Below are 24,911 nucleotides of genomic sequence, written 5' to 3' on the forward strand. Positions count from 1 at the left end.
AAAGGGGAGAATATGGTGAATGAGGAAGATTATAAATTAAGTAGTGATGTAGGAAAATTAAGATTATCGGCAAAAGATATTTATGATTATAATGCACAAGAAAAAAAATATAATAATTCTGATCCAATAATAAATAAACAGAAGTTACAAGACAACTTTAATGCTAATATTATAGCTTCTGATGATATTCATTCAGTAACTGGATTTGGGGCGTATGCTTTAGAGGATAGAAACACGCATGAAATTTTCATTGTATACGTTGGAACCCAACCGAGCCAAATAGGTGATTTAGCAACCGATGGAGCAATTGGACTGCATAATTTAACTAATTCACCTATATTGGGGTCATTAGCAGAATTTCAGTATAGTCAAGCAGAAAAATTTTATGAAAAAGTCAAGGCGGGGAATAAAGGAAAGAAGATAACTTTACTAGGGCACTCCTTAGGTGGCGGAGCAGCGAATACAGTTGCATTAAGACATCAAGAAGATAATATAAACGTATTAGCTTTAAATCCTGCGCCTGTTTTAAATAAAGATGTGGTTAAGTACGGATACGGGACCAATATGAAAAATTGCCGCAGTCTTATAAATGAATATGATCCTTTGTATGGCGCCATTAAGGCCGCAGATTTTGTAATACCTGGACAGGTTTATAAAATGGAAAATGGGGAAGGGCATTCTTTTTTATATGATCCAAAGTTTTATTCTAGGAATGGGAATGTAGCAATAGATAAATTGAAAAAGGTTAGCGAAACAGGATTTGATTGGAAATTTGGTTTTTTAGAAATATCAGAATCTGCTGGGGACCTATATAAAGGAATCACTGGAAAAAAAACATTAAGTACAACAGAAGAAGTTGTAGTGGATTTAGTGGTAAATGGAACCCCAGTCAGTGCAATTCTAGTTGCAATAACAGTAGTGGGAGATACTAGTGCTCTAGCAACAAAAATAGCAAGTATAGGTGTAGAAACAGGAAAAAAAGCTTTGAAATTTAGTAAGGAAGTTATACAAGAAGTTAGAAATCAGGTGAATGCGGCTGTGGATTGGATAGAGAATAAATTAGCAAAATGTAAGGAAAAGGTACTTGAAGTGTTAGAATCAGTATTTAACGCAGCTGTAGATTTTTTAGTAGGATGCATTATTCTTTATTTATCCCGTGATGAAATTATAGCAATTGCAAAAGAAGTAGCATCTTCTCTTGTTCAAGATATTTTAGATGTATTTAAAGGTGACTTTGAAATTGATACAAATATTGCTTCAATTGCTGGAGATTATGTAAGAAGCCATCGCCAATCATTATTAAACTATTTTATGAATGATGGTAGTAGAGGATTAAATCGTTCATTATTAGTAGAGATTTCCAGAGATGTGAACGAACTTTCAAATGATTTAAAAGAGTTAAGTCAAGATGTAACAGATGCGGTAATTTCTATGATAGCAAAAGATGAAGAGTTAGCTTCGGTTTCCTATTATTGATAAATGTTAAGGAAGGGGGTATGAGGATGGATTTACATATGATAATGTCGAGGGTTCATAGTACATTTCCGGACAGTGGTGGGCGAGATCAAATTATTAACGTTGTTATGCAACTTGAAAAAGCAGCTGTATCTTTGACAGGAGATATTAGAAGATTAGAAAGTAGTATTGATAATAGTTTGCAAGGTAAAACACGTGATGCTTTTATTGATCGTATTCGCCAATTAGAAAAAAGGCGACAAAAAATAGAAGAGAAAATTATCGTATTAAAAGGATCGGTGAATTAATATGAAAGATTATATGGAGAAAGTTTTGCCTTTAGGAAGTGTAGTGAGGTTGAGTACTGAGGAAGAAAAAGATGTAGAGTATGTAATTACTACAAGAGGAATACTTCTCGATGAAGACACTTTCTATGATTATGGTGGGGTATTACACCCAGTAGGTTTGACGGCAGAGACATATAAATTATTCAATGACTTTGATATTTTAGAAGTGAAATTTGAAGGGTATAAAAATTCTATTGAAGGAAAATTTGCTCATAATTTTAAAATATGGCGAAATGAATTTGTAAAAACGATAAAGAACAAGGCTGAAAATAATAAGTAACAATTATTAATAAAACAAGGGCTATAATATATTTAGAAATAAATAGACTTTCCTCTTCCAACATGGAAAGAGGAAAGTCTATTTTTGATTGAATAAGAATCTAAATATCTAGTATTACGTGGGAACAACATGAAAAGGAACGCCACGAATTTATAGCAAATAGAAAAAGAATAAGAGAGAAAGAACAAAAGCGAAACAAAAACTGAAATGAAAGTTATAAATGATACTCGTAAACTTACATTGAAGATAGAATGAATACATTATTCATAAATTAACTAGTAAAGGGAGGAATGTAATATCTTGAATAAAGATTCTAAAGCTGCAAAAAAAGAAAAAGGTTTATTTGAAAGTGTAATAGCACCTATTATTGTTGGGATTATGTTTATCTCTTTAATTCTATATAAAGTAGCAGAGTTTCTGGGGAAGTGGATTGTTATCTTCGGAATAATATTTTTTATTGGTAGTATATTTCTTTGCATATATCTAGAAGAATATGGAGGGGTGTTGGGCGGTGGGATAGGGTTAATATCGATGCTATTGTTATATGTTATGTTTATTAGAAAAAGTAAAAAAGGCTAGTTTAATATGAAATACCAAAAACATTTATTTACTCTCAGTTTGTCTACAAAAATAGAGTTATTACATGATTTTAGAAAAGATGGTGTAATTATATGTGGAATATAAAAGAAAAAGATTTAGATGAATTTAAAATAACATGTAGAAATCGCTTAAGCCCAGAAGACTCTGTGGGATTTATGTTTGGAGGAATAGTTTATAGTTCATTATTCATGATTTTTATTTTGGTAGCATTAATTAAGATTGGCTGGGGATACTATCCGACTCTCTTTGACAAAATAATTGTTAGTATTGAATTAGTGTTATATGGTTTGCAAGTAATCTTTTTCATTCTATATCTAATTCCAAAAGCTCGTTTCAAATATCAAAAGTTGCAAGCACTTGTGATATTATTATTTGCATTTCAGCTAGGAACTATAGGATTCACATTGTTTATACTTCCAGCAATTTCGAATTATTCAATTGATCAAATTACATTATTGTATGTGGGTTTATTGTTTCTAGGAGCAGTTTTTGTTCATCTGGTGACAACGATTGATACCTTTAAACAAGCAGAGAGTGGGGCATTTAGTATGGATGAAAGAGCAACTTCATTTTTTAGTAAAACAAAAGGCAATGCAATGATTGGTGTTACGATATATGTACTAACCCTTCTTATCTTAATTTATGTTCATAATAATTATGAAACAGGGGTTTTAGTGGGGTATATGGCAGGAACCCTTGTAATGTACGCGGTAGCCATAGGTGCAGCAGAGTTCCAATTATTAGCCTATTGTAGATTTAAATTTCCATCATTTTATATTTCGTGGGAGGAACATGAAAGGGAACGTCAGAAAAGACTAAAGCTTTATGAAGAGAAGGAAAAAAGAAAACTAAAGAAATAAAATAAGTTTTGGTTTCTGAAAATTCGAATAGAATATATAAACAATTAAGGATTGTATATAAATTAATGCTATTAAAAATTAAAGTATCTTCAATATAATCTGTATGAGTTAATAAATACCGGTAAGTAAAGGTGAACTATATTACTATCAAAATGGGAATGTAATGAACCTAAAAATGCCTAGAGAAATCAACGGGGGTCAGTATGAAGTTAAAGAAGAAAGCTAGGATGATGATAGTTCTGTTAATAGTATCAAGTTTATTAAGTGGATGTGGTTTTGGGGAGACGAAGATAGAGTATGAGCCATTTGTCAAAGCTTTGGATGAAGGTGACATGAAAAAGGTTATGTCCGCTAGTGATGATGGATATGCGTATGTGAAACAAAGAGGTATATATAGTACATATGAGCAAAAAGAAGATGGAGAGCATAGAAAAACAATCTATCAAACTTCGGAAGGGATATATAATACGAAAGATAAAAGTTTATATGGAAATATAACACAAGAGGTTACTTCAGCAGTAGACAGCAAAGATAATAAAGAAGAAGTTGTTTATCGTACCAATATTATGTATAAAAATGGAGAGGTACAAAGTCCGGAATCGAATCTGGATGTTTCATATGTGAACTTAATTGTAGATCGTTTAAAAGGGATAGGGAAACTAAAGATGAAGCCAGGAGGTGATATAAAAAAGTTTGATCAACCTAGTACAGTTGGATATAAACTAAATGAATCAGAGTTTCAGAGTATCATTAATGATAAGTTGAAAATACAATATGATGAATATGATGGTGGATCAATCGCATTGCATATTGATTCTAAAAATGGTTCAAAGCAGATATTGGAAGTAAGTATTGTAATAAATTATAAGAAGCGAAATGATGAAGGTAAGTTAGTAGAATATATATCACAAATACATACATCTTTTGATAGTCACCAAGGTAATAATCAGGATGCGAGACAGGAATATATTGATTTTAAAGCAAAGTATAATAAGAAGCAGTAATATTAAGAAGGGCATTTGCACGTAAAGATAATAGTGATATAAGTGTGATAAATCTTTCATAAATATTTCTATTTGTAGCGGAAAGAATTTGAGAATAAACAGGTAGCCCCAATTGCTGGAGTAGATGCAACAATTGGGGCTTTTATGTGTCTAAATTTAGTTTGAATGCATACCGTTTTTTAGTTAGAGTCCTTGCTCCTCAAGTAGTTTCTTCATAACAACGGTTTGAAGTTTTTGTGTAATCTGCTTTTATTGCTAAGTTACAACTATTTCCTCTTATAGAGTACTTCTTATTATCGATACATCGTCCACATTCCAATGTCTTTAAATCCTAGTCGTTTATAAATTCGTCCAGCAGCTGGATTGTTATAAAATAAACAAAGTGTTCGGCCTTCTTTCGTAAAGTCTTGGATCATTTTTTGTAATATGAGTGAAGCGTAACCATTTCCGCGATAATTCGGGTGTGTACATACACCAACTACCATAGCGGATAATGAATTTTCAGCGGAAGTAGAGGCGGATGCGATGATAGCACCGTCTTTTTCAATATAATATGTGCGTCCTGTATTTGTTTTGAGAGCTTGTCTTAATATTTTCTCTGATTCATTAACAACTGGAAATTCAGCAATGTTACCTCGCAATTGCATAATTCGCTCTACATCATCTAGTGAGGCAAGTTTAATTGTTTCATGAATTGGTGTGCTAGGTAAGTTGTTGTCATTTAGACATTCACAAAAATACATTTCATTTTTGACGCCTAATTGTAGACTTGGAGCAGTTTCAAACTTTTCTACAATGGTTGACTTACCAGAGAGTTTAAGCGGCTTATATGTGGAAAGAAGTGCCTCATAATCAGTGGTAATAAATTCTTCTTTACTATAGGGTATAAATGAATCGTGGAATCGGAGTAGAATTGATTTTAATGTTCCATTCTCTTTAAATACTCCCCATAATTCTTGAAAATCTGTGTCATAACCGAAAGCTTCAATATCTCCAATAATAAACAAGTTAAGGGCTGCTTCTTCTTTTAGGTAAGCGAATACTTGTTCATGATCTTTCTTTGTTAATTTTCGCATCATAACGAATCGACCTCTTTTTTTATTTTTCTAAATATTACAACTTAAGTTTTTTGAAATCAATATAAAATTTTATGTTTAGTTCACAAACTTTCGGAAAAACTAGGAAAGATATGACAAAGGAGGTTATGAACGGTGGATCATCCAATTCAAGGTTTAATGAAAGCAGCAATGGAAAATTTAAAAGAAATGGTCGATGTAAATACGATTGTTGGAGAGCCTGTTCAAACGGCTGACGGTGGTGTGGTGTTAACTGTTTCTAAAGTAGCGTTCGGTTTTGGAGCAGGAGGTTCTGATTTCCAAACGAATGATGGACAAAGAGCGAACGGTAACCCTGCATTTGGTGGCGGTAGCGCGGGTGGTGTTTCAATTGCACCAGTAGCATTTCTTGTGGTGAATAAAGATGGAGTAAATATTCTGCATCTACAAAATGCGACACATTTAGCAGAAAAAATGATTGAATTAGCTCCACAAACAATTGATAAAATTCAATCGATGTTCCAAAAAGAAGAAAAGAAAGAGGGAAATCATCATCCTCAAAACCCTGATGAAATCCTTTAAAAACGCCTGCTTATGAGCAGGCGTTTTTTCTTGTAATCACTATGTAATAAAACACATGAAATTGTAAATAGTTTTTGAAGTTTTTTCTATGTTTCTAAAATTTTTCATGTTAAAATATGCTATAGAATTGAAACATATAAAACGAAGGTGGCTAGGTGCTTTGTCTGGAGGATCTGACCAAGTAAAGAATATGATATATATTAATGGTAATCGTCGAGGTCATTGTTTTATTACATCAGGAATTACGTTTAAAGAGTTTGCGAGTAACATCCCTTCACCGCTTCATCAAGTGTTGCTTTTAAAGCACAACTTTGAATGGACGGATTTTCATTATCATACTTTATTTGAATATGTTGAGGAAGAAAATATACATAAGTTAATTCAAGCAGAGATTGATGAATTTGATGAATTTTGTTGGGTAGATTTTGATGATGCAAGCGATTTAGATGAATTAGAGCCGAAAGAAATTGCAGAATTATTATATTTGGCTCACAAAAAAGAACCACTTGCAAGAACATTCTTTCCGCTGTTGAAAAATAGATTTGTTTATTTTTCACATGATGACGGATGGTACAACAAAGTGTATTATCGTAGAATTGCTGATTTTGTAGGAATGTTAAGTAAAGTCATTCCGTATAAACTCGGTGCTTTCGGTAAGAAACGTTTTTCTTTCTTCCAAAAATCAAAAATTTTCCCAGCGATTTCAAAAGAATTGATTATGGGACTTATTCCACTAATGGAAGATGGTCTTTACATAGATCTAGCAGGGAAGATTGAGTCAAGAAGAGGTCTTGAAATTCCGGTATATGTAGTTGGTTCGTATGAAAGTACGGATGAGGTGTTAGATAATATCGATGAATTGAAAGAGGAAGCAACAGAAACAGGTTGGCTCATTTTTGATAAGAAAGAACAAGAGTGGCAATGGGTTGTTGACTAAGAAAACTTGGCGTATGAAGTCAAGTTTTCTTGTCATTTGAAAGGAGTACAAATGAAGAAATATTATACAATTGTGGGTATTATAAGTATTATTCTCGTGGCAATATTACTTATAACTTGTCCGAAAGAATCAGATTTTAAAGTGTATGTACAGGATAAGTATGCGTTGAATTGTAATGAGAGTAGTTTTGAATGCACGCAAAATGTAGATGGTAAAAAAGAAAAACTACAATTTGAAAGTACAGATGCACGAAATGGTGTATTCTTTATGACTGTAAAGCAAACATTTAAAACAGAAGCTGGTGTTTCAAAAGAATATAGCGGAGTAGGAATGCTTGGTACATTTCTTTTTGTTTCAGAGAAGACTTTCTAGTAATAGAAGGTCTTTTTTTTATGCTTATGTTCATATAGATGAAGTAAGACAAGCATAGGAGGGGTATTGATGAAGAACACATGTATTGTTTGTGGCGGTGAGGATTTTTTTTCCTCAACGTTATATGCACGTACGAAACAAGATTGGGCATATGCACCAAACATGTATCGATTTGAAAAAGTATTTATTGAGCATCGAGATGAAGAAAATTATCCAGTGTTTCAAGAAATTACAGCGAAACATTGTTGTGGATGCGGCCATATTATGTTGTATCATGAATGAACACACCAAGTATGACTTGGTGTGTTTTTTTAAAACGCTGACAAAGCAAGCGGATAAAATAAAGTGAATAAAACAGAAAAACTACCAAAACCAATTGCTGTATATCCAAGTGTTCTTGCTCCGAAATTGACAGCTAATAGGCCAACTAAAATTGCTAGGGAGCCGAGCGTAACTGGATAAAAAGCAATGGAGAATAACGAAAGAAATAAAGCGACATAGCCTACCATTGCACCGGTATTTGTACCTTCTATCTCATTTGCAATTTCTTTACGCTTATGTCTAATTGGAATGCCAGCTGGTGATATTTCAGCAGCATACTCTTCGTTTTTTTCACCACTTTTAAAATGATGATTTCTCTTTCTTCGCATGTACATCCCTCTCTTTCAATTGGGTGTATCTATAGTATCTTTCAAAATGAGAAGAGCATGAGTATGAGTTAAACCCAAGTAAAGCAAAAATTGGAGAATACGCATTCCATCGTTAACATATCCATCTCCTATTGAAGATAAAGTGTGGGATTTTTTCCACTAGGACTGATTATCAGCCAGCAACAATTGGATTTTTATGAGCAGTTCTCTCCCATTAACTGATCCGCATCCATTGAATTTTGAGGTAGGTGTCTTACTGCAAGCGGGATAAAACAGGAATTTTGGAAAATGATGTAGAATGAAATGAGTGATAAAGCGTGAAGGTAGGGGAATGTATGACGAAATTTAATTGGCATGAATCAGCAGAAAAGAAATGGGATAGTAGTGCGGAGTTTTGGAATCAAAATAGTCAAGAGATGTGGGATAGCGGGAGTAGGAGCACAATTATTCCGTTTTTTGAACAGTATGTGAAGAAAGACGCACAAGTGCTCGATGTTGGATGCGGTGATGGGTACGGTACATATAAATTAAGTCGCGCAGGCTATAAAGCAGTGGGAGTAGATTTATCGGAAGTGATGATTCAAAAAGGTAAGGAGCGCGGAGAAGGACCAAATTTATCTTTTATAAAAGGAGATCTTTCTGCATTACCATTTGAAAATGAGCAATTTGAATCAATTATGGCAATTAATTCTTTAGAATGGACGGAAGAGCCATTACGAGCATTAAATGAAATAAAGCGTGTGTTAAAGAAAGATGGATATGCATGTATTGCAATTTTAGGACCGACAGCAAAGCCACGAGAGAACAGTTATCCTCGCTTGTACGGAAAAGACGTTGTTTGTAATACAATGATGCCTTGGGAATTTGAACAGTTAGCGAAAGAACAAGGTTTTGAAGTTGTAGATGGCATCGGCGTATATAAGCGCGGAGTAAATGAGAAGATGTTAGGTCAACTACCTACAGAGTTGCAACAATCGTTAACATTCTTATGGGTATTTATGTTAAAAAACGTATAAAGAAATGAAAGAATTTTTAGGAGGTAAATAAGTGCAGAAAATACAAAAAACTGATACAATATCATCAGAACCAATTAAAGGGGGACTAGGGTATATGACAACTACTACAACAGTGAAATCCGATATTGAAATCGCACAAGAAGCGAGTATGAAGAAGATTCAAGAAATTGCAGCTGATTTAAATATTTTAGAAGATGAATTAGAGCCATACGGTCATTATAAAGGTAAGTTATCTCTTGATATTTTTAAGCGCTTACAAGATGAGAAAGACGGTAAAGTTGTTTTAGTAACAGCGATTAACCCAACTCCAGCTGGAGAAGGTAAATCAACAGTAACAGTTGGTTTAGGTCAAGCTTTTAACAAAATTGGTAAGAAAACAGTAATTGCACTTCGTGAACCATCTCTTGGACCAACGATGGGATTAAAAGGCGGAGCAGCAGGTGGCGGTTTTTCACAAGTCGTACCAATGGAAGACATTAACCTTCACTTTACTGGAGATATCCATGCGATCACAACTGCCAATAACGCATTAGCAGCGTTTATTGATAATCATATCCAACAAGGAAACACACTTGGAATTGATACACGTAAAATCGTTTGGAAACGCTGTGTTGACTTAAATGATCGTGCCCTTCGTAACGTAGTAATTGGTCTTGGTGGACCTGTACAAGGTGTACCACGTGAAGACGGTTTTGACATTACAGTAGCATCTGAAATTATGGCCGTGTTCTGCCTTGCAACAGATATTCAAGACTTAAAAGCGCGTCTATCTCGCATCGTAGTTGCTTATAACTTTGCAAATCAACCTGTAACGGTTAAAGACTTAGGTGTAGAAGGTGCTTTGACACTATTATTAAAAGACGCATTAAAACCGAACTTAGTACAAACGTTAGAAAATACACCAGCTATTATTCATGGCGGACCATTTGCGAATATTGCTCACGGTTGTAACAGTGTTATCGCTACGACAATGGCAGCAAAATTAGGTGATTATGTTATTACAGAGGCTGGATTCGGTGCTGATTTAGGCGCTGAGAAGTTTTTAGATATTAAAGCTCGTGCAGCTGGCATTAAACCAGAAGCAGTTGTTATTGTTGCGACGATTCGTGCGCTTAAAATGCATGGCGGCGTTGCAAAAGATCAATTAAAAGAAGAAAATGTAGATGCATTAGCAAAAGGTATGGAAAACTTACAGAAGCATGTTGAAACAATTCAAAGCTTCGGTGTGCCTTTCGTAATTGCAATTAATAAATTCATTACAGATACAGATGCAGAAGTTACATACTTACAAGAGTGGTGTAATGAGCGTGGCTATGCAGTATCCTTAACAGAAGTTTGGGAGAAAGGTGGCCAAGGCGGAGTTGATCTTGCTGAAAAAGTACTAAAAGAAATCGAAAAAGGTGAAAACAACTACGCACCACTTTATGAATTAGAATTACCATTAGAAGAAAAAATTCGTACAATTGCTCAAAAAGTATATGGCGCAAAAGATATTGAATTTGCTCCGAAAGCACGTAAGCAATTAGCTCAATATGAAGGAGAAGGTTGGAGTAATCTACCAGTTTGTATGGCGAAAACACAATACTCTCTTTCTGACGATGCAACAAAATTAGGTCGTCCATCTGACTTTATCGTTACAATTCGTGAGCTAAAACCATCTATCGGTGCAGGCTTTATCGTTGCGTTAACAGGTACAATGTTAACAATGCCAGGTCTTCCAAAACAGCCAGCAGCACTTCAAATGGATGTAAATGAAGATGGAAAAGCAGTAGGTTTATTCTAAAAGGTTGTAATTCATCTCGTTTATCTGTAAACTATATATACATCAAGTGGCGCCTTTCCATCGAAAGGCGCCTGTTTTTTGGAGGAAATTATGTTTGATCCAACTGCTTTTGACAATTTAAAAGTAATCGTAGAAGGTGCTGTGTATGATTTTGATCTACATGGAGATATTCTTGTAACAGATCGAAAAGATATGATGGATCTTGCTTCATTAAGTCGTATATATCATATCTCATTTCAATTAACAGAACCGTTTGAACCATTAGTAGAAGCAACATTTTCATTATCTGTGGATGCAAAGAACTTGTCTGGTGAAATACTAGAAGTGCCTCAGTTTACACCAGGTTGTGAGATGAAGCTAGCATTTTCATTCCCGTTAGAACAACCAGAAGTAAAATGCGAAGAAATTGAAACATTAATGCGTTCTATATGGGGAAAAGAAAGAATGATTATGCAGAAAGTTTCATACGAATATAATAAGCAAGCGATTTCATATCATAATAAGGTAGAGGTTCTATTTCAAAAAGCGATTACAGAAGACCATGTTGATGATTTAATAGCTGTTATTTCACACATGATAGAAACGGTGCGAACAATACAGCATTTTCTTCAAAAATAGAGATAAAGGAGAAAAACAAATGATAAAAGATATGCAACCATTTTTACAACAAGCTTGGGAGAAGGCTGGTTTTAAAGAGTTAACTGAAATTCAAAAACAAGCGATTCCAACTATTTTAGAAGGACAAGACGTTATAGCTGAATCTCCAACTGGAACAGGAAAAACATTAGCGTACTTATTACCCCTTTTACATAAAATTAATCCTGAAGTAAAACAGCCACAAGTTGTTGTTTTAGCGCCAACACGTGAACTTGTAATGCAAATTCATGAAGAGGTTCAAAAGTTTACAGCAGGAACTGAAATTTCAGGTGCATCTTTAATTGGTGGTGCAGATATTAAGCGCCAAGTTGAAAAATTAAAGAAACACCCAAGAGTAATTGTCGGTTCACCAGGCCGTATTTTAGAATTAATTCGTATGAAAAAGCTAAAAATGCATGAAGTAAAAACAATTGTATTTGATGAGTTTGATCAAATTGTAAAGCAAAAAATGATGGGCGCAGTGCAAGATGTAATTAAATCAACGATGCGCGATCGTCAATTAGTATTCTTCTCGGCGACAATGACAAAAGTGGCAGAAGATGCGGCACGTGATTTAGCAGTGGAACCACAATTAGTACGTGTAACACGTGCAGAATCAAAAAGCTTAGTTGAGCATACGTATATCATTTGTGAGCGACGCGAAAAAAATGATTACGTAAGAAGAATTATGCATATGGGCGATGTAAAAGCAGTTGCGTTCTTAAACGACCCATTCCGTTTAGATGAAATTACTGAGAAATTGAAATTCCGTAAAATGAAAGCAGCAGCTCTTCATGCAGAAGCAAGTAAACAAGAGCGTGAAGCGACAATGCGTGCTTTCCGCGGAGGGAAATTAGAAATTCTACTTGCTACTGATATTGCAGCACGCGGTATCGATATTGACGATTTAACACACGTAATTCATTTAGAGTTACCAGACACAGTAGACCAATATATTCACCGCTCAGGACGTACTGGACGTATGGGTAAAGAAGGAACTGTCGTGTCTCTTGTAACACCACAAGAAGAGCGTAAATTACTACAATTTGCGAAAAAACTAGGCATCGTATTTACGAAGCAAGAAATGTTCAAGGGATCATTTGTAGAAACGAAACCGAAAGCACCAAAGAAAAAGAAACCAGCATTTACTGGGAAGAAAAAGCCTAGATAAATGATAGGGAAGGCGTAACTATTTGTAGTTACGTCTTTTTTGTTTGTAAACAAGCGATAATGGGAATTGTATTAGTGTTTTTAATGTGCCTATCATATATATGCTTCTACTGGGAGTATCGAAAAAAGGGTAGTTTATTTATTTGGTTTATACGAGGAAATAATATAAAAAAAGTCGAATATTAAACTGACACGAAATAATAAAAAGAAGGTACACATATGGATAGGAAATTAGGAATGTTTTTAAATACGAAACATATTGAAGTAAACGAAGGAATACAAAAAGCAAGGGAATGGGATTTAGAATATATTCAATTATATGCTATGAATAAAAACTTTAACTTAGCTAATATCTCAATGGTAGAATGGAATGCTTTAAAGAAAAGCTTATCTTTTAATGGAATAAAGATTCCATCATTAGCAATTAGTTTTGGAGAAAATGGAATTATGGGAATAGAAGCTGAGAGTGCAATAGATCAGTTTAAATATATTACTGACAGATGTTTGGGGCTTGGGGCAAAGATCATAACAGCTCATATTGGAAAAGTTCCAGATGATGAAAAAAGTGCCTACTATGATAAAATGCTACGTGTTTGTAATGAAATAGGGGACTTAGCGTTCAGATTTGGAGGCTTCTTCGCCATTGAGACGGGATCTGAAAAAGCAATAGTATTAAAACGATTTTTAGAAACTGCAAACTCGAAAGGACTAGCTGTTAACTTTGACCCAGCAAATTTAATAAGTGATGTAAATGAAAATCCGGGAGAAGGTTTGTTACTACTAAAAGATTATATAGTACAAACTCATATTAAAGATTGTACAAAGGTGAAAAGCGATAGTTCAAGTAAGTATATTGAAGTCGCAGCAGGGAATGGTGAAGTAGATTTCGATATATTCTTCAAAGTATTAGATAAAATTGGATTCGACGGATATAACATGATTGAAAGAAATGATTATTTTGATGAACTGGATGGGATGAGTCAGTCGATAAATTTTGCAAAGAAGTACATACCAACTCAAAAGGAATAACGATAGTATTTGTAGAAAGCTACATAGAATATAAAAACCATTAGGGGGAAATGTAATGATCCATAAAGTAGGACAAATTATGTTATATGTAAATAATCAAGATGAGGCAGTAAATTTTTGGACGGAAAAGGTAGGGTTTCATGTAGTAGCAGAGGAAGATAACAAGCAAGGAATGAGATGGATTGAAATTGCTCCGACTAACGGTGCAGAAACGAGCATTATATTACATAATAAAGAAGTTATTTCTAAAATGAGCCCAGAATTGAATCTTGGTACACCGTCCTTAATGTTCTTCTCAGAAAATCTTGATCAATTATATACAGATTTAACAAACAAAAATGTTACTGTTGGAGAAATGGTAACTATGCCTTCTGGTAAAGTGTTTAACTTTGCTGATAGCGAAGGGAATTATTTTGCGGTTATGGAGAAGAACCAATAATAATATTGCTATGTGAAAATCCCCCTCAAATATATTTGAGGGGGATTAAATTTTTGAAGTGGATTTTTCATTAGAGAGTTGTTTAATAAAAAATACTCCTTTTTCAATCGCTGTCTCAATATAGCCAACGATTTGGTCAAACGTAAATACTTGTAAGTCTTCATGCAAATGTTGCTTTGGATACAACATATCTTCAAAAAGATACTTTCGAAAAGCTAAAACGTTTTCTTTAGAAACCTCTTCAATATCCACAATGTGAGCCTCTTGATTGAGAAGAGAGAAAAGCTGTTGTTCTTGATCGTAATGATGAAGCAACTTTGCATTTAACAATTTAAAATCGTTATAGTACAGGGGTGCGATAGTTTCGTCATTCTCTATTCTATTTTTTAGCCAAGATAGAAAAAATCCACTTAGCCAATTATCATCGGCAATGAGATGGGTATAATAGCCTAAAATAAATGGGGAATCTATATGTGATTCATATTTATGAAAAAATGAATCATAATCTATTCTTCTCGTATAGTTCTTCGTTGTACCGGCATAAAAATGTGAGGTTCCTTTTTCTTTTTTTGAATGAACAGCATCAGGGGCTACAGCTCCAAGTAAGAAAGAAGTCTTATCGTGAATAGATAGTTTCTCAGCAATACCGTTAGCGATAATAACATGCATAATTCGTGATCCCATGAATGCCACCTCTGTTTCCAGTATTCATTTCAGGAAGAGGACTGAACAGTTAGTATTACTTTCCCTGTACTTTTTCTACTTTCGACCCATTCATGTGCTTTCCCTGCATCTTGAAGTGGAAAAGATTTCGTAGCCTTAATTTGTAAACGTCCGTCACGCAAATAACGGAAAACTTCATTTGCAGTTTCTTGGAGCAGTTCAGGACGCTTTTTTCGTGTGGTTCCAAAGCTAAAACCGAGTATAGAGCGGCAACTTGCATGTAAATCTTTCGTTTGAAAGTTACCAATTTCACCGCTAGCATTACCGAAATGAACGAGGCGACCGTAAAAAGCAAGGCAGTTTAAACTTCTTTCAGAAACAGTTCCAGAAATAGAGTCCAAAATAATATTCACTCCTTCTCCGTTTGTCAGCTCATTGACTTTCTCTACAAAATCTTCAGTTTGATGACAAATTACATAATCAGCTCCAGCATCTAAAGCGATTTTTCTTTTCGTTTCACTTCCGATAGTACCGATAACTGTTCTAGCCCCTAATAGTTTTGCAAGTTGAATTGCGGTAGTACCAATCCCGCCAGCAGCTGCATGAATGAGTACAGATTCACCCTTTTGAATTCTTGCAACATTTGCGAGTAAATTATAGCTTGTAAAGGATACGATTGGACAAGCGGCTGCAGCTTGAAAGTCAACTTCATGGGGAAATACGAAAGTAAGATTTTCATTTGCAACAACGTATTCTGCGTAAGATCCATTTTGAGGAAAAGCAATGACACGTTGTCCAGGGTGAATATTTTTCACATGAGAACCGACACGTTCTACAATACCAGTGGCATCTATACCTGGAATAAAAGGTAGTGCTTTATTTCCTTTTTTGCCATAACGTGATTTAATATCAGCGAAATTTACACTAGTAGCAACTACGCGAATTAAAACTTGATCTTCTGAAATAGCCGGTATATCAAAATCTGTATATTTCATCACTTCAGGACCACCGAACGACGTTACAACGATAGCTTTCATTATATGTCCTCCTAAATTTGACTATATAAATTATTTTAAATCTTTATCAGAAATTGGAAAATTATATAATAGTTATGTGTGGTTATAAGTGAAGCTTATGAACTCAGTGGATCATTATATTAATTTATATAAAAAACTTTTTCGGAAAAATCGAACGAAATATGAATTACCTGCCAATATATAGTGTAAGACAAAGGAGGGCTGGAATATGAAGGGTGAAATAGATTACGCACATTTAATTCAATTAACTTTATCAGGCAATAAAGAAGCGTATAGCGAATTGTATGATGTAACGATTCAAGAAGTATATAAAACAGCACATTTTTTAATTGAAGATAAAACGGATGTAGATGATGTCGTTCAAGAAGTATACATACAGCTATATGAATCGCTTCGTAAATATGATAGCGAGAAGCCATTTCGCCCTTGGCTAATTGGGCTTGCGATTAAACAAATTCATTCTTATAGAAGAAAGAGGTGGATGCGACTACGAATTATAAAAAAAGCAGAAGAGCAAAGAAAGCCAGTGCAAATTGATTTTTCTAACGATGTTGTAAGTAAAATATCAAACCAAAAACTAATCGAACTCATTCATAAATTACCGTATAAATTGAAACAAGTTATTATCTTAAGATACTTACACGATTATTCACAAGAAGAAGTAGCACAAATATTACATATTCCAATCGGTACAGTGAAATCTAGAATTCATGCGGCATTAAAGAAACTACGTCAAAAAGAGCAAGTAGAAGAAATTTTTTTAGGAGAGGTAGGGAATGTGAAATGAGTTTAGATTGTAGAGTTAGGGAATCTATACAAGAAGAAGCAAAGGGTATTGTTGCCCCGCCGGATTTAAAAGAAAAAGTAATCGTGCAAATAAAAATGAAGCACGGCGGGAGTAAGAGGAAGAAACGCCTTATCGCAGGAGTACTTGCAGCAGCTCTTTTAATCCCGACGACAGGTTTTGCGTACCAATCTATTATGGCGGATGGTATATATGGATCTTTTGAGAATTTAAAAAAACATGCCGGAGCAATGACATTAGAAACGTATATGCGTTTTAATGCAAAATTATCAGAAGCGAAAGATGAAATGGGTGCGAAGGAATATGAAGAGTTTACAAAAGAACTGAAAAAATTAACTAATGCAAAGCTTGCGTACGGAGATTCGAACGGTAATATAGATTATGATGGATTATCACCAGCAAAAAGAGAAGAAATGAAAAAGGTAAGTATGGGCCTTCAACCATACTTTGATAAATTAAATGGTCATAAATCTAGTAAAGAAGTATTAACGCAAGAAGAGTTTGATCGCTATATGGAAGCTTTAATGACACATGAAATAGTACGAGTGAAGATAAAATCAACTGGTGCAATAAAAATAGAAGAAGTACCTGAGGCGTACAAAGAAAGATTTATTAAAGCGGAGCAGTTTATGGAGTATGTAGATGAAAAGGTGAGATAAGTAAAAAAACTCAAAGCTTTAGCTTTGAGCTTTCTTTATTAAAAGAAAATAGAGCATTCAATTATATTTTTTCATCGTTGCATTGTCCTTTTGTATAAAACAATCTAAAAGGGAATAACCAGCTATTAAACTAATAATCGTAACAAAAGTTGTATTTATTAGAATAATATTAACTAAATAAGGTAGGTATTTGGCAAGTGGTGAAAAGAGTAGTGCTGGGGAAAAGGAAATGAATAGTGTAGGCACTGTAATAGCAATAAATTTATCCGGTTGAAAGCTCCAGTTTTGTTTACTCGTTTCGCGATTAATAGATTGAAGGAATCGTAATAAAATGCCAACTATAAGAGGGAAGAGTGTAAAGTAGAATAATCTTGGATAAACGTTAAAGTTCACTTGTGCATCTGTATCTAAATAAAATTGAATTTTTACTCCTACAAATAATAATAAGACGATAAATAATGTGAAGCAGAGGTATAGCATCAATTTTTGCATTATATTCCACCATCCTTTACTCAAAATATATTCAAAAAAAGAAGAGATATACAATAACTACTGTTGTATATCTCTTCTTTTACTGTTAGTTAATAGTGGAGTTTGCTTTTTCTTGCTTCGTGAAATAATCAATAATGCCCATTGCGCTAATTTCTATATCTAAATGTAAAATATTATAAACGGAATGATCTGATGGAACGTTTAACTTTGTAAGATGAGAAGAGATTTTATCCATTAACAAAGTTTGTAAAGCTTTAGTCGCTTCATCGAAATCATTATACTTGTCAAAGACTTCCTTACCAGTCTGAACGAAAATAGGTAGCCAATGTTCCAATTGATTGTATACTTCTGTAACATGAGAGGATGCGCCGTAATGACCGAAATAAATAGTATCTACATTCATGCTTTGAATGTGATTTTTAGAAGCAATCATCGCATCTGGTTGGAATTGTGAAGGGGACGTTGATGGTAGATATAACTCTACATCAACGTCTGCGAGTTCTCTATAATAAATTCCAATTGTATCGCCAGTAAAAATCCCGTTTGTTAATGAATCGTGAATGCTAATATGGTGCTTCGCATGTCCTGGTGTATCATAAAATGTAAGGGTGCGGTCTTTTGCAATTTTTAACGTATCACCATGTTGTACAATATGAACACGTTCTTCTTCAATTGGAAGAATTGGGTAAAAGAGTTTATCGAAATCTTCTTTGTAGACAGCTTTTGCACCTAAAATAAGTTTTGTTGGATCAATCATATGACGAGCACCACGAGAATGCACATATAACGTAGCATTTGGACACTGTTCCATCATTAAACCAGCTGCGCCAGCGTGATCTAAATGCACATGTGTAACGATAATGTTTTTAACATCGTTTAAATCAATATGTAATTGTTGTAAGCCGTCTAAAATATACGGAAGAGAAGGGGCTGCACAAGTTTCAATTAAAGTAATATCGTCACCTAATAAAACGTACGTACCTGTTCGTTCATTATGCTGTAAATCGAAATCATCAATAAGATATAGGTGAGAAGATAATTGCTCTACTTTTTTCATAGTTACCACTCCTTATATACTGCATGTTTTTATTATACGCTAAAATAGAAAAAAGGCAGAAAACGAAGCTCGTCTTCTGCCTTTTTGTAATATTATTATTTCGTTTGTTGTTTATTAATAGACATAATGAACAGTCCAACAATCCCGCCTACTAATGGAAGCATAATCTCTCCTGCTAAATTAAAGTAGGAGCTTAAGAATAAACCATTTACATCGATTACCCAGCCAGTAACATACAATAACATCATATATAGTACGAAATAAAACTCGCGATTTGAAATCGTTTCATGTTGTGCAGTTTTCATAATGAACACCATCCTTTTCTTTTATAATGGAATATAAACTGTCACATTTTGTTCACATTTCAATTGTAAAACTTTCCATCATAAAAGTCTAGTAGTTTGTGTCGAATTTTCGAACAGAAATAAAGCGCTATCATTACAACTTATAAGTACGTAATAAGAGCTGTATATTCACGAATGTAGTATAGTATAAACATAGAATGATAGTGAAGAGAGGGGCAAAGACAATGACAGTTTATGATTTTTCAGCTAAAACAATTACAGGTGAAGAAAAATCGTTAAAAGATTACAAAGGAAAAGCACTTCTTATTGTCAATGTAGCTAGCAAATGTGGTTTCACACCACAATATAAAGGATTACAAGAGGTATATGATAAATATAAAGACCAAGGACTAGAAGTACTCGGTTTCCCTTGTAACCAATTCGGGGGACAAGAACCAGGTACAGAAGCGGATATTACTAGTTTTTGTGAATTAAACTACGGTGTAAACTTCCCAATGTTTGCAAAGGTTGATGTGAAAGGTGATAAGGCTCATCCTTTATATACATACATGACAGAACAAGCACCAGGTTTACTCGGTATGAAAGCAGTGAAATGGAATTTTACGAAGTTTTTAATCGGAAAAGACGGGAAAGTAGTAGGGCGTTTTGCGCCGCAGACGAAGCCGGTAGATTTAGAAGTTGAGATTGAGAAGGTACTTGGAGAATAATTAGGAGTTTCACTTTATTAAAAAACGTCTCAAAGAACAATGTAGTTCTTTGAGACGTTTTCTTTAAACTCACATTTTCAAGATTAAATAACTGTATCAAAGCCATCTGATTTAGGCAGAGAAGCTGCTTTTTTCATAAGCACTTCCCATAAGTGTACAGATTTCTTCCATTCTTCTGCAGCCTGCTCCTGTTTATACATAGCGTTCTCATAACTGGCAGTAAGTTGTTGCATATCGGCCGAGTTGTAAAGTGTATCGATATGGAGAGCGTATTCTCGGAATGTTTGACTTTCACTCCGTGGTATGCCAATTCTCGCAAATTGTTTTAAAAGTGCACCGTAAGCTTTTTGATAAACAGCATCATTTTTTCGGTATTTATAGAAATGAATAATAAGAAATGTCATCCATTTCATTCTAGTGGTGAAGAGAATGTATCCTATAATACTAATTAGTATCGTAGAGAGGAATACGTACCACCAAGAAAAACTAGTTTTAGAATTTGTGACCTTTTTAGTAGAAGCTTCTTCTGTATTTTCTATTAAACTTTTAAGTTTTGCTTCATTATTTCGTTGTTGTATTTGCTCGTTATTAGAATTATTTGCTTCGCTATTTTGTGAAATAGGAGCAGGCGTATTATTTATAAAATTATAGGGATTGGTAAATCCTTTTGTTGGTTCGAATGGAATCCATCCGTATCCTGGGAAATATACTTCGACCCAAGAGTGTGCGTTATCGTTCGTGATTGTATAAACATCCGCACCTTCTGCAGAGGCAAGTGTATTGTCAAGAGTTCCTTCTGTATAGCCTTTTACCCAGCGAGCAGGAATCCCGGCAGAACGAAGTAGTACAATCATAGACGTCGAAAAATTATTACAGTAGCCGCTTTTTGTATCGAAAAGGAATTGATCTACATAATCTTGGCTTTTGGCAGGGAATAAGACATTCGTTGATTCGTATGTAAAAGAGTTGTCTGTGAAGTAATTTTCAATAGCTAATACTTTATCATATCGGTTGTCTTTATCATTTGTAAGATTGACAGCCAAGTCTTTTACGCGCTGTGGTAATGACTCGGGAAGTTGTGTGTACTTTGTCATAAAATAAGGGTTTGTTTCTTGACCTTCATTTGTTTTTACAGCTTTCAAGTTTTCTATGGAAAACTCAGGGATCTCATATGTTACTTTATACGAATGTAAAGTAGTAGAAGAGTCTTCATTCATTGTATAAATTTTTTCTGAAAACGGGTCAACACTGTATGATACATCAGAAGAAGCCTCAACTGATACTAATCCTGCTGGATAGGTAAGGTGAGGGTAACTTTTTTGCATGGTAATTGTTGCCTCAGTCGTTTCCGTTTTTGTATTTTGTTCGTACCAGCTTACGACGTCGTTTTTATTTTTAAAAGAAATCTTTTTCGGATTTTCAGAAATTTCCCAGCCTTTTCCTGTATAGAAATCTTTTGTTTCTACTCTCCAATAGTGTTTGTTTTGCGTTCGTGCTGTGAAAACAATTGTAGGATCCGCCTTAAAAGGACCACCTAATCGCGAGTCATCTAAACCATACCCAATTGTAGAAACTTTTTGTTCTTTACTTGCTTCAGATGTGTTGAATTTTAAAAAATCCATTGGGTTTGGCCATTGAGGGCCAAATTTTGGAGCAAAGTATGCGATGGTTGCTAATAATACAATAAATATTGTAAGTGGTCTAAGTAATTTTGAGATTTCCCTAGCATAATTTTGTAAGTGTTCACGCTCTTTTATTCGTTCTACTTGAAGAAGACTAAGCATAAAAAATCCGATGACAACAGTTCGAATAATAGCGTAGTTTGCATTGTATAAATGTAAGTTATGAAAAGTTGCGATATAAATAATAGTCAATACAAGAAATAGAAACCCACGTTTTTTATGAATAATCCAAAATGAAGTGAAAGAACTCAAAAACCAAAATGAGAGAAAAAATAAAACGGTCGGAAAAACTGGAGAAATATCTAGTAAATTCCCTTGGAAAAATAGGGAGGAATTTCGAGACATATCAGAAAAGAATGTTGTTAGCCAAGATAGATTTATAAAAGCATTTTTATAATATAGGGAATGAATGATAAATAGGACTGTGACAATTTTTATTGGAATCTGCCACCTCGTCTGAAAAAAAGAGAGAGCGAAGCAAATTCCTATAAATGTTACGAAAATATCTAATCTACCTACATTTGTAATGCCTATAAGAGGTCTTAGCCATTCTAGTAAAAGAAGAAATACACATGCATGCATAAAGAATCTGTTCGTATCCCACTTGTATTTTGTTTGTAATGTTATCATTTGCTCACCTCAAAAAACACGTTTGTATACCGGTTTTCATAAACCGTGTTTACAAATATTTGTCGTTTTTTTAGAGTTTCTATTATACTGATTTCTCGGTGTGAAAGTTGATTCGCTTTTTCTTTCACGACAAAAACCATACATTTTCTATTTTTTATAGCAGCACAATCAGCCGCCTTTTGAATATCGGGAGAAAGATTACTGGTCACGAGTATAACCGTGACGGGCTCATAAATTTTTCTTAGTTCCATGTCTACACTCTGGGAGAGCGGGAATACACTGTCTGCTTGCACTTTTGCTAAATGACAAAGGATTTGTTGTAACTGCGTATCTCCATTGTCTAAAGGGAAGATAGTTTGTTCTTTTCCGATAGACACGAATGATGCTGGTGAATTTTGTTTCAAGACAGCCCTTACGATAGAGGCAGTAAATGTGACGACTGATTCGAATAGAGGAGACTCGGTTCTGTCTATGAATATCATGACATTATGGCTGCGCTGCTGTTCAAACTCTTTTGTCATAATATTGTTTGTTCGTGCAGTTGCTTTCCAATCAATCCATGAAAAGCGATCACCAGGTTTATAGTCTCTGACACCGACAGAGATTGTAGAGTCTTTTGCTGAATTTATATTTGCTGAAAGCGCTCCTTGTTCGAAATGATTTTCCAATTGTCGATATGCTATATCTACATACTGGGGATAGACTAAAAATGTATCTGGAACTGAAAAAGTTACTTCTTTCTCTATCATGCCGAATAAATCGCCGGTTTTGACACGAACGCTTGAAAAAGTGTGCTCGCCTCTAGGGATTGTGTCAATAACATATTGAAACGAAATATTTCGTTTCAATCCTGGGAAGAGTACTACCTTATTCATCTTTGTTTGTTTACAACTTATAAATTGTGGTGGCAGTTCATCTTCTATAACTAAATAAAGTAAGGGAAAAGGAAATTTTCTTTTTATTGTAATCGTGCTTACAAATTGTTCTCCTACTACATATCCATTCTGGTTTGTTATTCGCTTTACTTCAGCGTCCCGTAAAGCGTAGAAGGGGAGTAGTAGCGAATAAAGAGCAATGGGAATTATGCTGTAAAACAAAAACCAACTGACAAACCCGCCTTGAAACATAGCGTATATAAATGTTAAGACTAGGCATAAAGGGAGTAGCAATAACTTCATAACGTGATATAGCGCTCGCAGCATTCGTTTTATCAAGGGTTCATCGTCCTTTGAGTAGGCACGGTAGTTCGTGCAACGATTTTTCCGATAACTTGTTCTCCTGTTATTCCTTCAAATTTTGCTTCCATTTTTAGAATGAGTCTATGTGCTAAAACGTAAGGAGCTAAAAATTTAACATCGTCTGGAATAACATAATTCCTGCCATGGATAAATGCATAAGCTTGTGAAGCTTTCATTAAAGCAATCGAGCCACGTGGACTTGCACCTAACTGTATAGAACTGTACGTACGAGTCTGATTAACAAGCTTTACAATGTAATGCTTAATTGCTTTGTCCATACTTACTACCCGTACGCTTTGTTGTAAATAAAGTAATTCTTGTATTGTAGTAATGGTTTGTAATTGAGAGAGTGGATTTGTTTTTTCCATCCGATTTAAAATTTCAAATTCTTCTTCTGGTGTAGGATATCCCATTTTTAGTTTCAATAAGAAACGATCGAGCTGAGCTTCTGGTAGAGAATATGTTCCTTCATATTCGACCGGATTTTGTGTAGCCATGACAAAGAACGGCTTTGGTAAAGGTCTTGTAATACCATCTATTGTAATATTGCCTTCTTCCATACATTCAAGTAAAGCAGATTGTGTCTTTGGAGATGTACGATTAATTTCATCAGCAAGTACAAAATTCCCCATAATTGGTCCAGGCTTGAACTCAAATTGGAGCTCTTTCGGATTATAAATAGAAACTCCTGTTACATCTGACGGCAATAAATCAGGTGTAAATTGAATTCGCTTATAATCAGCATCAATGGATTTAGAAAGAGCACGTACTAGCATTGTTTTCCCGACACCAGGAACATCTTCTAATAGCACATGACCTTCAGCTAAGAGAGCTGTCAAAGCTAAGATTGTTTCTTTTCGTTTTCCGACCATTATTTTTTCAATATTATTGATTATTTTTTCTACAGTGGGATGTAATGAATCAAGCTGGGGCATCGTAATCCTCCTAATGTTATTATCGTTTTCTAATCAATTTAGTGGACATATTTCTAATTCTATATGTAGATAGTAAAGGTCTAACTTAAATTCTGAGAATATTCAGATTATTTATTTCAATTACATCTAGTATAATTGTTTCCGTAACTAAGGGCAATACAGTAAATAATGATTTGTAGTTTTATGTAAAATAAGACTCGATATAAAATAATAACATTGGGAAAAATATTTTTACATACAATTTATACTCTTTTCCTTATGGCAGTTTTGAAATAATATCAAAACTCTTTTTCTTTTGCAAAATAGTCGATACCTCAAAATACCATTCTCCTAATAATTAAGATTAACCATAATCTTCACAACGGAACACAAGATTTTCTCACAAACTTATTTTCTACTGAATTTTTGACAATCTCTTGAACTGTGCGAAATGTCACATCTGTATTTTACAACCTCTCTTATAGTAAGGGTATGTAAGAGAGACGT

The 24,911-nt window shown here is 34.3% G+C and carries 29 protein-coding genes; 19 read left to right on the forward strand and 10 right to left on the reverse strand.

Annotation, left to right across the window (positions count from 1 at the left end):
• The first annotated feature begins 12 nt into the window (after window positions 1-12).
• The 6 genes from ACTFN4_RS11195 (at window position 13) to ACTFN4_RS11220 (ending at window position 4,546) form a co-directional block, all read left to right on the forward strand.
• Window positions 13-1,476, forward strand: coding sequence for a lipase (locus ACTFN4_RS11195; protein ID WP_029442152.1), 1,464 nt, complete (start codon window positions 13-15; stop codon window positions 1,474-1,476).
• Window positions 1,477-1,502: 26 nt separating this feature from the next.
• Window positions 1,503-1,763: a hypothetical protein gene (locus tag ACTFN4_RS11200; RefSeq protein ID WP_000363091.1), complete on the forward strand. Its 261-nt coding sequence runs from the start codon at window positions 1,503-1,505 to the stop codon at window positions 1,761-1,763.
• A 1-nt stretch (window position 1,764) separates the two neighbouring features.
• Window positions 1,765-2,082, forward strand: coding sequence for a DUF4176 domain-containing protein (locus ACTFN4_RS11205; protein ID WP_000656387.1), 318 nt, complete (start codon window positions 1,765-1,767; stop codon window positions 2,080-2,082).
• 300 nt (window positions 2,083-2,382) lie between these two features.
• Window positions 2,383-2,661 (forward strand): hypothetical protein, encoded by a 279-nt coding sequence (locus tag ACTFN4_RS11210; RefSeq protein WP_001030792.1) that lies wholly within the window; start codon window positions 2,383-2,385, stop codon window positions 2,659-2,661.
• A gap of 92 nt (window positions 2,662-2,753) precedes the next feature.
• Window positions 2,754-3,542 (forward strand): hypothetical protein, encoded by a 789-nt coding sequence (locus ACTFN4_RS11215; protein ID WP_439962297.1) that lies wholly within the window; start codon window positions 2,754-2,756, stop codon window positions 3,540-3,542.
• A 203-nt stretch (window positions 3,543-3,745) separates the two neighbouring features.
• A complete protein-coding gene (locus tag ACTFN4_RS11220; protein WP_439962298.1) occupies window positions 3,746-4,546 on the forward strand; it encodes a DUF3952 domain-containing protein in 801 nt (266 codons plus the stop codon).
• A 293-nt stretch (window positions 4,547-4,839) separates the two neighbouring features.
• Here ACTFN4_RS11220 and ACTFN4_RS11225 read toward each other — a convergent pair whose 3' ends face one another.
• On the reverse strand, window positions 4,840-5,625 hold the full coding sequence (locus tag ACTFN4_RS11225; RefSeq protein ID WP_016124501.1) for a GNAT family N-acetyltransferase: 786 nt from the start codon (window positions 5,623-5,625) through the stop codon (window positions 4,840-4,842).
• A gap of 132 nt (window positions 5,626-5,757) precedes the next feature.
• Here ACTFN4_RS11225 and ytfJ point away from each other — a divergent pair, with 132 nt between their 5' ends.
• From ytfJ to ACTFN4_RS11245, 4 genes are all read left to right on the forward strand, one after another.
• Window positions 5,758-6,183 (forward strand): GerW family sporulation protein, encoded by a 426-nt coding sequence (ytfJ, locus tag ACTFN4_RS11230; RefSeq protein ID WP_137396845.1) that lies wholly within the window; start codon window positions 5,758-5,760, stop codon window positions 6,181-6,183.
• Window positions 6,184-6,343: 160 nt separating this feature from the next.
• Window positions 6,344-7,120 (forward strand): oxalate:formate antiporter, encoded by a 777-nt coding sequence (locus ACTFN4_RS11235; protein WP_000014087.1) that lies wholly within the window; start codon window positions 6,344-6,346, stop codon window positions 7,118-7,120.
• Window positions 7,121-7,171: 51 nt separating this feature from the next.
• Entirely contained in the window at window positions 7,172-7,492 is a 321-nt protein-coding gene (locus ACTFN4_RS11240; RefSeq protein WP_439962299.1) for a hypothetical protein, read from the forward strand.
• A gap of 69 nt (window positions 7,493-7,561) precedes the next feature.
• Window positions 7,562-7,774 (forward strand): hypothetical protein, encoded by a 213-nt coding sequence (locus tag ACTFN4_RS11245; protein ID WP_048538774.1) that lies wholly within the window; start codon window positions 7,562-7,564, stop codon window positions 7,772-7,774.
• A gap of 29 nt (window positions 7,775-7,803) precedes the next feature.
• Here ACTFN4_RS11245 and ACTFN4_RS11250 read toward each other — a convergent pair whose 3' ends face one another.
• The gene (locus tag ACTFN4_RS11250) at window positions 7,804-8,142 is read right to left on the reverse strand and encodes a hypothetical protein (RefSeq protein WP_001253200.1); all 339 of its coding nucleotides are present in this window, start codon (window positions 8,140-8,142) and stop codon (window positions 7,804-7,806) included.
• A 335-nt stretch (window positions 8,143-8,477) separates the two neighbouring features.
• Here ACTFN4_RS11250 and ACTFN4_RS11255 point away from each other — a divergent pair, with 335 nt between their 5' ends.
• The 6 genes from ACTFN4_RS11255 to ACTFN4_RS11280 all read left to right on the forward strand — a co-directional run bounded on the left by ACTFN4_RS11255 (window position 8,478) and on the right by ACTFN4_RS11280 (window position 14,215).
• Entirely contained in the window at window positions 8,478-9,158 is a 681-nt protein-coding gene (locus ACTFN4_RS11255; protein WP_000160025.1) for a class I SAM-dependent methyltransferase, read from the forward strand.
• A gap of 94 nt (window positions 9,159-9,252) precedes the next feature.
• A complete protein-coding gene (locus ACTFN4_RS11260; RefSeq protein ID WP_014482011.1) occupies window positions 9,253-10,941 on the forward strand; it encodes a formate--tetrahydrofolate ligase in 1,689 nt (562 codons plus the stop codon).
• Between the two features lie 90 nt (window positions 10,942-11,031).
• Entirely contained in the window at window positions 11,032-11,559 is a 528-nt protein-coding gene (locus ACTFN4_RS11265; protein ID WP_000460219.1) for a hypothetical protein, read from the forward strand.
• A 19-nt stretch (window positions 11,560-11,578) separates the two neighbouring features.
• Window positions 11,579-12,748 carry a DEAD/DEAH box helicase gene (locus tag ACTFN4_RS11270; RefSeq protein WP_000588619.1) on the forward strand — a complete coding sequence of 390 codons (1,170 nt, stop codon included), beginning with the start codon at window positions 11,579-11,581 and terminating at the stop codon, window positions 12,746-12,748.
• A 218-nt stretch (window positions 12,749-12,966) separates the two neighbouring features.
• A complete protein-coding gene (locus tag ACTFN4_RS11275) occupies window positions 12,967-13,776 on the forward strand; it encodes a sugar phosphate isomerase/epimerase family protein (RefSeq protein ID WP_000375202.1) in 810 nt (269 codons plus the stop codon).
• A gap of 55 nt (window positions 13,777-13,831) precedes the next feature.
• Entirely contained in the window at window positions 13,832-14,215 is a 384-nt protein-coding gene (locus tag ACTFN4_RS11280; protein ID WP_000581478.1) for a VOC family protein, read from the forward strand.
• Window positions 14,216-14,260: 45 nt separating this feature from the next.
• Here ACTFN4_RS11280 and ACTFN4_RS11285 read toward each other — a convergent pair whose 3' ends face one another.
• The gene (locus ACTFN4_RS11285) at window positions 14,261-14,899 is read right to left on the reverse strand and encodes a zinc dependent phospholipase C family protein (RefSeq protein WP_071740438.1); all 639 of its coding nucleotides are present in this window, start codon (window positions 14,897-14,899) and stop codon (window positions 14,261-14,263) included.
• 29 nt (window positions 14,900-14,928) lie between these two features.
• A complete protein-coding gene (locus tag ACTFN4_RS11290; RefSeq protein ID WP_071740439.1) occupies window positions 14,929-15,915 on the reverse strand; it encodes a quinone oxidoreductase family protein in 987 nt (328 codons plus the stop codon).
• A 208-nt stretch (window positions 15,916-16,123) separates the two neighbouring features.
• Between ACTFN4_RS11290 and ACTFN4_RS11295 the strand changes: the two genes are divergently transcribed.
• Together ACTFN4_RS11295 and ACTFN4_RS11300 are read left to right on the forward strand one after the other, a co-directional pair.
• Window positions 16,124-16,702 carry a sigma-70 family RNA polymerase sigma factor gene (locus tag ACTFN4_RS11295; protein WP_000675556.1) on the forward strand — a complete coding sequence of 193 codons (579 nt, stop codon included), beginning with the start codon at window positions 16,124-16,126 and terminating at the stop codon, window positions 16,700-16,702.
• The gene (locus ACTFN4_RS11300) at window positions 16,699-17,379 is read left to right on the forward strand and encodes a DUF3600 domain-containing protein (RefSeq protein ID WP_000050672.1); all 681 of its coding nucleotides are present in this window, start codon (window positions 16,699-16,701) and stop codon (window positions 17,377-17,379) included. The genes ACTFN4_RS11295 and ACTFN4_RS11300 overlap by 4 nt, the downstream gene beginning before the upstream one ends.
• Window positions 17,380-17,436: 57 nt before the next feature.
• Here the strand turns inward: ACTFN4_RS11300 and ACTFN4_RS11305 are convergent, their stop codons facing one another.
• The 3 genes from ACTFN4_RS11305 to ACTFN4_RS11315 all read right to left on the reverse strand — a co-directional run bounded on the left by ACTFN4_RS11305 (window position 17,437) and on the right by ACTFN4_RS11315 (window position 19,233).
• Window positions 17,437-17,871, reverse strand: a complete 435-nt coding sequence (locus tag ACTFN4_RS11305; protein WP_439962300.1) for a hypothetical protein — start codon at window positions 17,869-17,871, stop codon at window positions 17,437-17,439.
• Window positions 17,872-17,956: 85 nt separating this feature from the next.
• Window positions 17,957-18,928 carry an MBL fold metallo-hydrolase gene (locus ACTFN4_RS11310; protein WP_000754978.1) on the reverse strand — a complete coding sequence of 324 codons (972 nt, stop codon included), beginning with the start codon at window positions 18,926-18,928 and terminating at the stop codon, window positions 17,957-17,959.
• Window positions 18,929-19,023: 95 nt separating this feature from the next.
• Complete coding sequence (locus ACTFN4_RS11315) at window positions 19,024-19,233, reverse strand: DUF3925 domain-containing protein (RefSeq protein WP_000844984.1); 210 nt, start codon at window positions 19,231-19,233, stop codon at window positions 19,024-19,026.
• Window positions 19,234-19,457: 224 nt separating this feature from the next.
• On the opposite strand from ACTFN4_RS11315, the gene bsaA reads away from it, so the two are divergent.
• On the forward strand, window positions 19,458-19,940 hold the full coding sequence (gene bsaA / locus ACTFN4_RS11320; protein ID WP_000219441.1) for a glutathione peroxidase: 483 nt from the start codon (window positions 19,458-19,460) through the stop codon (window positions 19,938-19,940).
• A gap of 83 nt (window positions 19,941-20,023) precedes the next feature.
• Here the strand turns inward: bsaA and ACTFN4_RS11325 are convergent, their stop codons facing one another.
• The 3 genes from ACTFN4_RS11325 to ACTFN4_RS11335 are packed head-to-tail and all read right to left on the reverse strand — an operon-like array spanning window position 20,024 to window position 24,425.
• On the reverse strand, window positions 20,024-22,252 hold the full coding sequence (locus ACTFN4_RS11325) for a transglutaminase TgpA family protein (protein WP_000631787.1): 2,229 nt from the start codon (window positions 22,250-22,252) through the stop codon (window positions 20,024-20,026).
• Window positions 22,249-23,463, reverse strand: a complete 1,215-nt coding sequence (locus ACTFN4_RS11330; protein ID WP_033666560.1) for a DUF58 domain-containing protein — start codon at window positions 23,461-23,463, stop codon at window positions 22,249-22,251. The genes ACTFN4_RS11325 and ACTFN4_RS11330 overlap by 4 nt, the downstream gene beginning before the upstream one ends.
• On the reverse strand, window positions 23,463-24,425 hold the full coding sequence (locus tag ACTFN4_RS11335) for an AAA family ATPase (protein ID WP_001135812.1): 963 nt from the start codon (window positions 24,423-24,425) through the stop codon (window positions 23,463-23,465). Before ACTFN4_RS11335 ends, ACTFN4_RS11330 begins: the two co-directional genes overlap by 1 nt.
• Between the last annotated feature and the right edge of the window lie 486 nt (window positions 24,426-24,911).

It is taken from the genome of Bacillus cereus group sp. MYBK95-2 (assembly GCF_051915225.1).
Taxonomy (GTDB): Bacteria; Bacillota; Bacilli; order Bacillales; family Bacillaceae_G; genus Bacillus_A; species Bacillus_A cereus.